This is a genomic window from Bizionia argentinensis JUB59, assembly GCF_000224335.1.
Taxonomy (GTDB): Bacteria; Bacteroidota; Bacteroidia; order Flavobacteriales; family Flavobacteriaceae; genus Algorimicrobium; species Algorimicrobium argentinense.
Genome location: NZ_AFXZ01000003.1, coordinates 75,689 through 88,763 on the forward strand (window position 1 = coordinate 75,689; position 13,075 = coordinate 88,763).

The window sequence follows — 13,075 nt, forward strand, 5'->3', positions numbered from 1 at the left end:
CCGACCCTTTCGGGTAACGCCCAAAAAAAGTTAAATATGAGTAGTTTAGACAAAGACATATTAAAAAAAGGATTTATAACGTTGTGCACTGCCAAAGCTATGGCAGAATTGTATGAAGCTAATTTCAAGCAAGTATCTAAATATGTGCATGCCACATCTCGTGGTCACGAAGCCATTCAAATTGCTTTGGGTTTGCAGTTATTACCACAAGATTATGCGTTTCCGTATTATAGAGATGATGCTATGTTATTATCGTTTGGTGTAACGCCATACGATTTAATGCTGCAGTTATTAGCAAAAAAAGACGATCCATTTTCAGCGGGACGAACCTATTATGCGCACCCAAGTATAAAGGATGCCGATAAACCTAAAGTGCCACATCAATCTTCCGCAACAGGTATGCAAGCCATTCCAGCCACTGGTGTTGCTCTGGGATTCCATTATCGCGAAGGCGGTAATCTCTTTGCGGAAGAAAACAAAGTAAAGGGGAATGAGCAAAACCCGGTAGAAAATTTCACAAACGATTATGATGCTTCTGTTCATTCAGAAGATTCCCGCCTTCGCGGGAATTCGCCAATTAGTGTTTGTTCTTTAGGTGATGCCTCCGTTACCGAAGGTGAAGTTGCTGAAGCCTTTCAAATGGCGGCATTAAAGCAACTGCCAATTTTATATTTGATTCAAGATAATGATTGGGATATTTCAGCAAATGCGGCTGAAACACGTGCTCAAAACGCCTTTGAATATGCTCAAGGATTTCATGGTTTAGAAGCTATTACTATAGATGGTGCCAATTTTACAGAAAGTTATAAAGCATTAGAAAAAGTAATTAAAACAATTCGAGAAGAACGTCGTCCTTTTTTAGTTCACGCCAAAGTTCCATTGTTAAATCACCATACATCTGGTGTTAGAATGGAATGGTACCGTGATGATTTAGAAGAAGCTAGATCACGTGATCCATATCCGGTTTTAAAACAACAATTATTAGATGGTGGTTTTTCAGAAGAAGAAATTAATGAAATTGAAAAATTTGCTAAAGTAAATGTACAATTGGATTACGAAAAAGCATTGCAAGCTGAAGATCCAAAACCTGAAGATTTATTTACTAACGATTTTGCACCTACGCCAATTACAGAAGAATTGGGAGAGCGCTCACCAAAAGGTGCCGATAAAGTCGTGATGGTAGATTGTGCTTTGTTCGCTATAGAAGAATTAATGCGAAAGCATAAGGAATGTTTATTATACGGTCAGGATGTTGGAGCAAGATTAGGAGGTGTGTTTCGGGAAGCTGCTACATTAGCCCAGAAATTTGGTGACGACCGCGTATTTAATACGCCAATACAAGAAGCCTTTATTGTGGGCTCTACCGTTGGAATGAGTGCCGTTGGCTTAAAACCAATTGTTGAGGTTCAGTTTGCCGATTATATTTGGCCTGGTTTAAATCAATTATTTACAGAAGTAAGTAGAAGTTGTTATTTAAGTAATGGGAAATGGCCGGTAAGTATGATTCTGCGTGTGCCCATTGGTGCATACGGAAGTGGTGGACCTTATCATTCATCGTCAGTAGAGAGTGTTATTACCAATATCCGCGGAATAAAAATTGCATACCCAAGTAACGGTGCCGATTTAAAAGGTTTAATGAAAGCGGCTTATTATGATCCAAATCCGGTAGTTATTTTAGAACATAAAGGCTTGTACTGGTCTAAAGTACCAGGAACACAAGGTGCCACATCGATTGAGCCATCGGAAGATTACGTTTTGCCATTCGGAAAAGCATGGGTATTACAGGAAGTTTGGAAGCAAGAAAATGTAGAAACTATAACTATAGTAACATATGGAATGGGTGTGCATTGGGCAATGAATGCTTCGGAAGAACTTGGTATGAAAAACCAAATTGAAGTCATTGATTTACGTACGTTATTTCCTCTGGACGAAGAAACTATTATGAAATCCGTTAAGAAAACTGGGAAATGCCTTGTAGTAACGGAAGAGCCAAGTAATAATAGTTTTGCAAGAGCGTTGTCTGGGAAAATTCAAGAGGAATGTTTCAAATTTTTAGATGCGCCCGTTATGACTATTGGTAGTGAGAACATGCCAGCCATTCCTTTAAATTCTGTTTTGGAGGAAACTATGATTCCGTCCACCGAGAAAGTTAAGGTTAAGATAAATGAGTTATTAAATTATTGATTGGAGTTAAATAGTATCACTAAAAATGATTAGTTTTATCTACACTAAAAACTAAAATATAATATTATGAAAAATGTAATTTACAAGATTGCTTTCCTATTGGTATTTACGGTAGCGTTTTCATCATGTAGAGATGAGAAAACTCAAAAAGAAGAGTTAATTGAAGAAATGCAAGATAAGGATGCAGATATTAAAGTAAAAGATCGCGCTAACGATACTAAAATCAAAATGGAAACCGAAGATAAAAAGGTGAAAATTAAGGAGAGTGATGATGGCGATACTAAAATCAAAATCAAAGAAGACAATTAAAGCCTTATAAGTACCAAATTAAAAAACCAATATTCATTGAATATTGGTTTTTTTGTAAATAAAAAGAGCCTATCAATTGATAGGCTCTTTTGTAAAGTTTTAAAAGTATATAATTAGATAACTTTTACGTTAATCGCGTTTAATCCTTTTTTACCTTCTGTCAAATCGAATTCAACTTGGTCGCCTTCTCTTACTTCGTCAATTAAGCCAGAGATATGAACGAAATGCTCTTTATTGTTTCCTTCTTCTGTGATGAATCCAAAACCTTTAGAGTCATTAAAAAATTTTACTGTACCAGTACTCATAATATAATTTATTTAATTAAGTGACAAAGGTAGTTTAATAAAATCGTTCTTCACGGTCTTTTTTTAAAAACTTTCAATTATTTTATAAATACGCAATTAAAACTAGAGCAGTAAAGGAATACTTATAATATAATTCTTTAAAAATATGCACCATATATATAATACATTAAAACCTTCTTGAAGATTAATGCTAAATAGAGCTTTAAAAAAAATAAATTTAATCTTTATCACAATGTGTTTTTCAATATGCTATTTTAACTGCTCATCCGTTAGACTAATTATAAACCCAGAATATATAGCAAAACAGAAAAAAATGAACGTTATCAGAAACGGTTAGGGCGTTACTGATTGTATAGCGGGAATAAAAGATAAGTTATTTTGAATATCATTATAAGAATTACCCTCAAAAGATGAAATTAATGCTTTTAAAAAAATAATATCAGAATAATTTAAATTAAAATAAAATCGATGGAGGTTAATAAAAAAGGTGTTAATTAATGATTACACTAAAAAAGTGAGTTTATTAAAATCAACAATACATTATAGCGGTTCATTTTTAACTAGTTACAACTTCTTTGTGTTGGTGTCATTGCAATCCAACTTCTTTATAGTTGTGCAAAACGTTATTATTTAAATTGCAACTTAATTAACATTAACATAACATTCTTTGGATAAAATTAGATGTTATATAAATATATTATTATGTTTGTCACTGACTAATTCAAATAAAAAATTTATGAAACTAAAGTTAACATGGTTAATGACGCTTTTTATGGCGTTTGTTATGCAACTTTCTTTTGCACAAGAAAAAGTTGTCTCGGGTGTGATTACATCCGCTGCAGATGGTATGCCAGTTCCTGGTGCCAATGTAATAGTTAAAGGAACTCAACGTGGTCAACAGACTGATTTTGATGGGAAGTACTCTCTTAATGTCAGCGCTGGAGAAACCTTGGTATTCTCTTTTGTTAGTTTATTAACAAAAGAAGTAGTAGTAGGTGCGAGCAATACGCTAAACGTTGCACTAGAAGAGGACGTTTCTGTTCTAGAAGAAGTTGTAATAGTAGGGTATGGTACTAAAAGTACTGTAAACGAAACGAGTGCTGCTTCTGTAGTTGGAGCCGAACAATTGGAAGATAGACCAATTGCAACGGTAAACAACTTATTAAAAGGTAATGCTACCGGTGTTGTTATCAACCAGGGTAGTGGACAGCCAGGTGCTGGTTCTGTTGTTAGAATCCGTGGTATAAGTTCATTAAATGCTGGAACTGATCCACTTTATGTTATTGATGGAGTTCCAGTTGTTTCTGGTGATTACACACGTAATAACACGACATCAGATGTGTTGTCTACTTTAAATAGTAATGATATTGAGTCAATGACTGTTTTAAAAGATGCATCTGCTACTGCTCTATATGGTGCAAGAGCTGCAAACGGAGTTATTTTGATTACCACTAAAAGAGGTACATCAGGTGAGCCTAGTTATAGTTTCAGTGTAGAAACTGGATTTAACAGTAAAGCAGTAGAAGGCCCTAAAACATTAAATGCTGCGCAATGGGCAGAAGTTACTGATGAAGGTTTAGTGAATGCTCTAGGACCTGCTTATGCTGGTTATACTAATGATGTGTTGAATCCAAATGGTGTTGACACTAATTGGGCTGATGCTATTGAGCGTAAGGCTGCAAGCCAACAACAAGTTAACTTTTCTGTTAATGGTGGTTCTGATAAATTAAGATATTATACATCTTTAGGTTATTTTGACCAAGAAGGTATTATTAATAACTCTTCATTCAATAGAACTACTGGTAGAATGAAAATTGACTATAAGTTAACTGATAAAATTACTATTGGTCAAAATATTAATGCTGGTTTAACAAATTTGAAAACATTATCTGATGGTGGTGGATTTGCTAACCCAATGTTAGCGAAGTATTTTGCAAGACCTTCTGATCCTTTGCGTAATGATGATGGTACATATTTTATTGGTACTAATTTAAACAATCCAAGAATGTCTAATGGTTTGTTTAACGTTCCTATGTTATTAGAAAATAACTTTAACAAGGCACGTACCTTGAAATTAACAGGGATAACAGATCTTTCATATGATATCATGGAAGGATTGAATTTTTCTTCTAGACTTTCTTTAGATCAAACAATTATTGAAGAAGATGCATATCAGAACCCAAGACATGGTGATGGTTTTACTGTAGACGGTAGATCATACGCTTATGATACACGCGTATTTGATTATGTATTCCAAAACTCTTTGAACTATGATTTTACTTTAGGAGATAAAAACAATTTCTCTGTATTGTTAGTGCAAGAAGCACAAAAAAATCAATATAGAAACGTTTCTGCAGCTGCAGAAGGTTATGGTAAAGAAGGTTTTTATACGGTTTCTGTTGGTTCTAACGATTTGGAAGCTAATGGTGCAAGAACACAATATACTAATGCTGCTTATTTAGCAAGTGGTAGTTATGACTATGATGGTAAGTATTTTATAGATGGTGCTTTTAGACGTGAGGGTAACTCAAACTTTGCAGAAAGCAACAAGTGGGGTAGTTTCTGGTCTATTTCTGGAGCTTGGGATATAGCTAAAGAAGGTTTATTTAATGAAGCTACTGTTAATAAAATGAAATTAAGAGTAAGTTACGGACAAGTAGGTAATGCATCTATTGGTTCTACATCTAGTATAGATTATTTCTCTTTTGGAGGTGAGTACGGCGGTCGTATTCCTTTATATGTAGGTGGTGTTGCTAATCCTGATTTAACTTGGGAAGTGAACAAACCTCTTAACTTTGGTCTAGATTTCGGATTTTTTAATAACAGGTTAACTGGTAGCTTTGATTACTTTATCAAGAAAACAGAAGACTTATTGTACTCTATTCCATTGTCTCTTACTTCAGGTTTAACGCTAGCTTCAGGAGCTACCTCTAAATTTGTAAATGCAGGAGCACTTGAAAACAGAGGTTATGAAGTAAGTTTAGGTGCAAAAGTTTTTAAAGGAGAGTTTAACTGGGATACCAAAATAAACTTCTCTTATGTAGAAAACGAATTAACATCTTTACTTGAAAATGACGTTGTTAATGGTACAAAAATCTTAAGAGAAGGTGAAAGTATCAATACGTACTACATGAGAAAATGGGCTGGTGTAGATACTGCTAATGGAGATCCACTTTGGTACATTAACGGTAAAGATGGTGCTACTACAAACGATTATACGCAAGCTACAAGAGAACTTCAAGGTAATTCTTTACCAAATTATACTGGAGGTTTTATTAATAACTTTAGCTACAAAGGATTCTCTGTACAAACATTGTTTACGTTTGCTTTAGATTATAAAGTATATGATGGTTGGGCTGCATACACGCAAAGTGGTGGTCAATACTCACTTAACTACCCTGGATATGCTAATAATTTAGACAGATGGCAAAATCCTGGTGACAATGCTTTAAACCCTAAAGCGGTTTATAATACTGGTAACCAGAACTCTGCAACTTCTACAAGATTCCTTTATGACGGTGATCATATTAGATTTAGTAACTTACAAATAGGTTACGACGTGACTAAAGTGCTTCCTTCAGAAATGTTTAAGTCTGTTCTAATTTATGTACGTGGAACTAACTTGTATACATATAAGTTTGATGATTTGTTAGAGTACGACCCTGAAACCAGAACATCTGGTGTGATTGATTTAGATTTACCACCACTAAAGAGTTATACTTTTGGTGTTAAAGTATCATTTTAAAAAAAAATAGAAGATGAAAAATATATATAAAATTTTATTCGGAGGACTGTTATTGGTGACTGTAATGTCATGTAACGATGAGTTCTTAGAAAACGAACAATTTTCAACTACGCCGCAAAATGTTACGAGCGTTGGTGATTTACAGGCACTTATGTACGGTGCGCTAGTGGAAGCGAGAGATGTTACGTATTACGGTCGTGATATGATTATTTACGGATCAGTAAGAAGTGACCTTGCATATAACACTGTTGCTTCAGGACGATTTAGAGGGCCATCTCAATTTTCGATGCTTTCTACAGATGCATATGCTAGAGATACGTTTACAAAAATCTATCAAGTTATTGCGCAATTAAACATTATCATTAATTCAGATTTTCAAGATGCTGCAAGAGCAAACGAAATTATGAATGTAAAGGGTCAAGCTTTAGTTTTAAGAGCCAATGCTTATTTTGATTTGTTGAAATTGTATGGTCAAGAGCATTCAGGTGGAACTTTAGGTGTGCCTTTAGTTTTAGCGTATAGCGGAACAGGTTCAGAAAAGCCTTCTCGTAGTACACTTGTAGAAACACATGCGCAAATTGCAGCAGATTTTGAAGCTGGTGTTACATCAATTTCAAATAGTGGATTAGCTTCTAGTAGTAAAGATTTAATTAACATTCATGCCGCTAACGGTTTAGCTGCAAGATATTATCTTTATAAAGGAACAACCCAAGCAGACAATGCAAGCCTTCAATTGGCATACGATCATGCGAGTGATGTAATCAATAATGGTTCTTATACGGTTATAGGTGCAGATTTATATGTGAATTCTTTTGCTCAAAATAAAACGTCTTCAAATTCAATTTTTGAAATTGAAGTAGGTACTCAAGCTAAATTAGGTACAACATCTATTGCATACATGTATTCAGATAATGGATATGGTGATATTAATGCGTTGCCTGGTTTTATCGCTTCTTTTTCTGCCGTTGATGTACGTGCAGATTTAATAAACGGTAATAATGTAGATACTAAATATCCTTTAATTGATGGATCTAACAGTATTAAAATCCTTCGTTATGAAGAAGTTCTTTTAACAAGAGCGGAAGCAAACTTACGTTTAGGGATTAATGCAGCTGAAGCAGATTCTGATGTAAATGCAGTTGTAACAAATCGTGATTTACCGGCTTATGCAGGTATAACATTAGCTGAAACATTAGAAGAAAGAAAGAAGGAGTTGTTTTTCGAAGGTATCAGATATTTTGATATGTTGAGATTAGGTATGGATATTCCAGGTTGGACTCCAGCTGGTACTTTAGACAATACTTACCTATATGGTAATACTAAATTAGCATTCGCAATTCCACAAAGAGAATTAGATGTGAATCCAAATATGCAACCAAATCCTGGTTACTAATTTGAAATAAATCCTTATTAGTTTATATAAATTATTAAGGTTTAATAAAATTATAGCTGAACAATGAATCTAATTCATTGTTCAGCTTTTTTTTTGATTGATATATACTTTTAAATGAGCCAGTTTCTGGATGCTATTTATAGATTTCCTTGGTTGAAACCTTATTCATCACATATCTTTCTAACTAATGCCTAAATGTTTATAGATACTGTATTTACAATATGTTAGCTTTTTGTATGGTTATTAAATGGAATGAATCCGTATTGTTTTATTTTTAATTATCTGTAAATAAAAATGTTATAAAACACGGGGTAACTATATATTTATTTAAGAGCATTTTAATTTTGTAGGAATGAAATAAGAAAATAGCATAACTGAATACATCGTAGATTTAATTGTATTAGTTGTTGCGCTATCAAATTTCAAATACTCCAGTTAATTATACACAAGAAAATCCTAACGCCTTATTTCAACGTAAAATAGATGTTAGATAAGTACTTCTAATGGTGTATTATTCTGTAAGAGCAATCAATAAGACATTTGATTTATTGCAATGGAGCTAAAGTGGAAGATAGGAGCGAAATGAGAGTACTCTTCAATGAATCAACAGTTGCGTACCGAAAAGTTAAATTAACAAATTTCGACTACCTTAAAAGGTTTTTTTTAGTGCAAGGATTATGAAGAAGTAGTTGATACTACAAAAGCTTTACGAGTAAGTAATAAAGCCAATTAATGTACATATAAAAAGGACTCGAAGTTAATTACTTGAGTCCTTTTTAATTTTTTACTTATTTCGGCCTGGTGGATAAATTGCCATAATTTCTTTCACAAATTCATTAATGCGTTCTTCTTTTTGTTCCATATTAGAACCGTTTAAATAACCAACACCTTGACCTTGCCATATGAGTTCTTTTTTCTTGGCATCTATTAAATCAATATATAAAGAACCTTCCGTAGAAGTAGAAACAGTGTTGTAATTTCCATAATAGTAAGGATTCCATCCCCATCGAGCACCGTAACCTCCATAATAGTTATTGTAAACATCTATTTTATCGCGTGAAGATGCTATAATACTAACTAATAAATCTGGGTTTTCTGATTTTGTTAAACCTTTAGTCATCAGTTCTCTTTCGATAGCGCGTAAAATGCGTCGCTTGTCTAAATCACTTATTTCGGCTTTGTCTATACCTGGTTTATAAAAAGCAAATGTTTTGAATGTTTCAAAGTTTACTTGTTTATCATAATCTGCTACAACCTGCACCGAACTGCATGAAGTTATTGTGACCATTAAAATAATAGCCAACACAGATGTTAAAATTGTTTTTTTCATAGTGTGAGTTTTAATTTAGGTTATAACGAGTCTATCAAGTCATCATCAACCAAATTTGGCAATGTTACCTTTAAATTTGGTTCTGCTTCCATAGCACGCTTAATAGCAAAAATAGCGCCATCATTTCTTGCCCAACTTCTTCTGGAAATACCATTGTTTACATCCCAGAAAAGCATTGATTTTAAGCGCCTTCCAGCATCATTACTACCATCAAGAACCATACCAAATCCACCATTTATTACTTCTCCCCAGCCTACACCGCCGCCGTTATGGATGCTAACCCAAGTAGCACCCCTAAAGCTATCGCCAATTACATTTTGTATGGCCATATCGGCTGTAAAGCGTGAACCGTCGTAAATATTACTAGTTTCACGGTATGGTGAATCTGTTCCGGATACATCATGATGATCACGTCCTAGAATAATTTGACCAATTTCACCTTTTGCAATAGCATTATTAAAAGCTTGGGCTATTTTCATGCGGCCTTCCGCATCCGCATATAATATTCTAGCTTGCGAGCCTACAACTAATTTATTGTCTTGAGCGCCTTTTATCCATTGGATATTATCGATCATTTGTTGCTGAATTTCCTCTGGAGAGCCTTTCTTTATGTCTTCCAAAATTCGACTAGCAATCGCATCTGTTTTTGCTAAATCCTCTGGTTTTCCAGATGCACATACCCATCGGAATGGCCCGAAACCATAATCAAAACACATAGGACCCATAATATCTTGAACATAACTAGGAAATTTAAACTCGCGACCAATTGTTGGGTTTTTGGCCATCACGTCGGCGCCAGCGCGAGAAGCTTCTAAAAGAAAAGCATTTCCATAATCAAAGAAATATGTACCTTTATTGGTGTGTGCATTTATGGCCTTAGCATGACGACGTAACGTTTCTTGAACTTTTTCTTTGAATAATTCTGGATTATTGGCCATCATCTTATTAGCTTCTTCAAAACTAATGCCTACTGGATAATAACCACCAGCCCATGGATTATGTAAGGATGTTTGATCACTACCTAAATCGATTTTTACATTTGCTTCATCAAATTTCTCCCAGACATCCACTATGTTTCCTAAATAGGCAATAGATATGGTTTCCTTATTCTTTTTAGCTTTTTCAACACGTGAAACTAATTCGTTTAAATCGGTGATTTTTTCATCAATCCAACCTTGATCCAAGCGGACTTGGGTAATTTTAGGATTTACTTCAGCACAAACCGTTATACAGCCTGCAATATTCCCTGCTTTTGGTTGCGCACCGCTCATGCCACCTAAACCGGAAGTAAGAAAAATATTTCCTTTTGGTGATTTATTGATTTTTCTGAAAGCATTTAAAACGGTAATCGTTGTACCGTGAACTATGCCTTGAGGACCTATATACATAAAGCTACCAGCCGTCATTTGACCGTATTGCGTAACACCAAGCGCGTTAAATTTCTCCCAATCATCCGGTTTTGAGTAGTTTGGAATCATCATGCCATTGGTAACCACGACTCTTGGTGCGTCTTTATGACTCGGAAATAATCCCATGGGATGTCCCGAATACATGGTAAGCGTTTGCTCCTCGGTCATTTCTGCCAGATATTTCATGGTTAATAAATATTGCGCCCAATTTGAAAACACCGCACCGTTTCCGCCGTAAGTTATCAATTCGTGAGGATGCTGCGCTACTGCATAATCTAAATTATTCTGAATCATTAACATAATAGCAGCCGCCTGTTTTGTTTTCGCAGGATAGTCATCTATTGGTCTCGCATACATTTTATAATCTGGACGAAAACGATACATATAGATTCTACCATAGGTTTCTAATTCATTTTTAAATTCTGGAAGTAAACTAGCATGATGTTTAGAATCGAAATAACGAAGGGCATTTCGTAATGCTAATTTTTTTTCTTCTTCCGTTAAAATTGACTTTCGCTTTGGAGCATGATTTATGTCCGGATTATAGGCTTTTAGTTCTGGTAAATTATTTGGAATTCCTTGTAGTATATGTTCTTGAAATGTCATAAGTTCAGTATTCAGTATTCGGTGTGTGATGTTTAGCTATTTTAGACTCGATTCTTTGGTGTATGCTTGGAATTTCAGTTGTTTTTTTAAAATTCTCATAACTCATAACTCATAACTCATAACTTGTTTGCCTTCTCTTTCGTAAACCCATATGGGCAATGTCTGCAGCCATTCTCACAGCAGTAGCCACGTTTTAAATGGTATTGTTCGGTAAAGCAGCGATAACCTTCAGGTGTTAAATAGAAATCGCCTTCTTCAATAGGTATAATCTTCTTCATATTTACAAATATAATGTAAATTGGACTGATTTTTGAATCTGGCTGGTTATGATTATTATTTCAAAGTACCTTGTACCAAAGCGTTATTTAGGTATAACTATTTGGCCTTTTATTTTTCTGAAGAATAGAACCTTAAAAGATAATTTGGTTTTAATAAACCACGAACGTATTCATATTAGACAACAAATAGAGTTGTTAATTATCCCTTTTTATATTTTGTATGTTCTGGAGTTTCTAATTGGGTTCATTCAATTTAAATCATGGCAACAAGCTTATCGAAACATTTCTTTTGAAAGAGAAGCTTATAAAAACGAAAATGACTTCAATTATTTAAAATCAAGATCGTTCTGGGATTTTATAAAGTATTTATAATTGATACTATTTTAAGATTACTTTTTTAACTCGCGTTATATGATATCCGGATCTTTATAAAGTACTTTTTAACTATTAGGGTTGTAGATTCATAGTAAGATTATGAGCTACAAGTTGTATTTTGCGACTTTTATTTTGGGCTTGGTGCTTTTTAATCTTTTGAGAATCAATAGCGATCAATTCATTCACGAAATGTACTAGAAAATCTAATCAAAATATTAAAAACCAGATAAATATTATTAATTTCCTATATGTTTAAGTTTTCTGAAAATGCTAACGTTCAATTAAATGACTACCTGTCTGTCAAGCCCGAGTATTTGATAGACCCGTTTATTTCAGGAAATAAATATCGAAAACTAAATTATAATGTTTTAGATGCTAAAAAACGTGGTTATCAAACACTTTTAACTTTCGGTGGGGCTTATTCTAACCATATTGCAGCAGTTGCAGCTGCTGGGAAACGATTTGGTTTTCAAACCCTTGGTGTTATTCGTGGTGAAGAATTAGCGACAAAAACACAAGGAAATCCAACCTTGGAATACGCAAAGTCGCAAGGCATGCAGTTTCATTATGTAACTCGTGAAGCTTATCGTACAAAAGATACAACCTTATTTATAGAGGAATTAAATCAGCAATTTGGCGATTTTTACACCATTCCAGAAGGCGGAACCAATGAATTGGCTATAAAGGGTTGTGAAGAAATTTTAACAAAACAAGATGAAAAATTCGATTTTATAGTCTGTTCGGTTGGAACTGGTGGTACCATTTCAGGCATCATAAATAGTGCTAAAAGTCATCAGAAAATTCTTGGCTTTCCTGCATTGAAAGGTGATTTTTTACGGAAAGATATTAGTAAATTTGCAAGGAACGAGAATTGGGATTTAATAACGGATTATCATTTTGGTGGTTATGCTAAAATAAATTCGGAATTAATCAGTTTTATAAATGATTTCAAAAGTCAATTTCATATTCCATTAGATCCTATTTATACAGGGAAAATGGCATTTGGAGTTTTCGATTTGATAAAAAAAGGTTATTTTCCAAAAGACGCTAAAATATTGATGATTCACACAGGTGGCCTTCAAGGAATTGCTGGTATGAATCAACTTTTGGAAAAGAAAAATATGGTTAAAATTCAGTAATA

The 13,075-nt window shown here is 34.1% G+C and carries 10 protein-coding genes; 6 read left to right on the plus strand and 4 right to left on the minus strand.

Going from position 1 to position 13,075, the window contains the following annotated elements:
* Nucleotides 1-36: 36 nt before the first annotated feature.
* Nucleotides 37-2,184, plus strand: coding sequence for an alpha-ketoacid dehydrogenase subunit alpha/beta (locus BZARG_RS02190; RefSeq protein WP_008634978.1), 2,148 nt, complete (start codon nt 37-39; stop codon nt 2,182-2,184).
* A gap of 66 nt (nt 2,185-2,250) precedes the next feature.
* On the plus strand, nt 2,251-2,493 hold the full coding sequence (locus tag BZARG_RS02195; RefSeq protein ID WP_008634842.1) for a hypothetical protein: 243 nt from the start codon (nt 2,251-2,253) through the stop codon (nt 2,491-2,493).
* Between the two features lie 113 nt (nt 2,494-2,606).
* Here BZARG_RS02195 and BZARG_RS02200 read toward each other — a convergent pair whose 3' ends face one another.
* Complete coding sequence (locus BZARG_RS02200; protein WP_007646460.1) at nt 2,607-2,798, minus strand: cold-shock protein; 192 nt, start codon at nt 2,796-2,798, stop codon at nt 2,607-2,609.
* A 736-nt stretch (nt 2,799-3,534) separates the two neighbouring features.
* On the opposite strand from BZARG_RS02200, the gene BZARG_RS02205 reads away from it, so the two are divergent.
* Nucleotides 3,535-6,543, plus strand: coding sequence for a SusC/RagA family TonB-linked outer membrane protein (locus tag BZARG_RS02205; RefSeq protein WP_008634975.1), 3,009 nt, complete (start codon nt 3,535-3,537; stop codon nt 6,541-6,543).
* 13 nt (nt 6,544-6,556) lie between these two features.
* Nucleotides 6,557-7,936, plus strand: a complete 1,380-nt coding sequence (locus BZARG_RS02210) for a RagB/SusD family nutrient uptake outer membrane protein (RefSeq protein WP_008634873.1) — start codon at nt 6,557-6,559, stop codon at nt 7,934-7,936.
* Nucleotides 7,937-8,720: 784 nt separating this feature from the next.
* Here BZARG_RS02210 and BZARG_RS02215 read toward each other — a convergent pair.
* The 3 genes from BZARG_RS02215 to BZARG_RS15735 all read right to left on the minus strand — a co-directional run bounded on the left by BZARG_RS02215 (nt 8,721) and on the right by BZARG_RS15735 (nt 11,559).
* On the minus strand, nt 8,721-9,266 hold the full coding sequence (locus BZARG_RS02215; RefSeq protein ID WP_008634890.1) for a DUF4136 domain-containing protein: 546 nt from the start codon (nt 9,264-9,266) through the stop codon (nt 8,721-8,723).
* Between the two features lie 20 nt (nt 9,267-9,286).
* Entirely contained in the window at nt 9,287-11,281 is a 1,995-nt protein-coding gene (locus BZARG_RS02220) for a urocanate hydratase (RefSeq protein WP_008634903.1), read from the minus strand.
* 116 nt (nt 11,282-11,397) lie between these two features.
* Nucleotides 11,398-11,559 carry a DUF5522 domain-containing protein gene (locus BZARG_RS15735; protein WP_008634955.1) on the minus strand — a complete coding sequence of 54 codons (162 nt, stop codon included), beginning with the start codon at nt 11,557-11,559 and terminating at the stop codon, nt 11,398-11,400.
* Nucleotides 11,560-11,607: 48 nt separating this feature from the next.
* Here BZARG_RS15735 and BZARG_RS02225 point away from each other — a divergent pair, with 48 nt between their 5' ends.
* Both BZARG_RS02225 and BZARG_RS02230 read left to right on the plus strand, forming a co-directional pair.
* Nucleotides 11,608-11,931 carry a hypothetical protein gene (locus tag BZARG_RS02225; RefSeq protein WP_008634980.1) on the plus strand — a complete coding sequence of 108 codons (324 nt, stop codon included), beginning with the start codon at nt 11,608-11,610 and terminating at the stop codon, nt 11,929-11,931.
* 251 nt (nt 11,932-12,182) lie between these two features.
* Nucleotides 12,183-13,073 (plus strand): 1-aminocyclopropane-1-carboxylate deaminase/D-cysteine desulfhydrase, encoded by an 891-nt coding sequence (locus tag BZARG_RS02230; protein ID WP_008634944.1) that lies wholly within the window; start codon nt 12,183-12,185, stop codon nt 13,071-13,073.
* Nucleotides 13,074-13,075 lie beyond the last annotated feature (2 nt).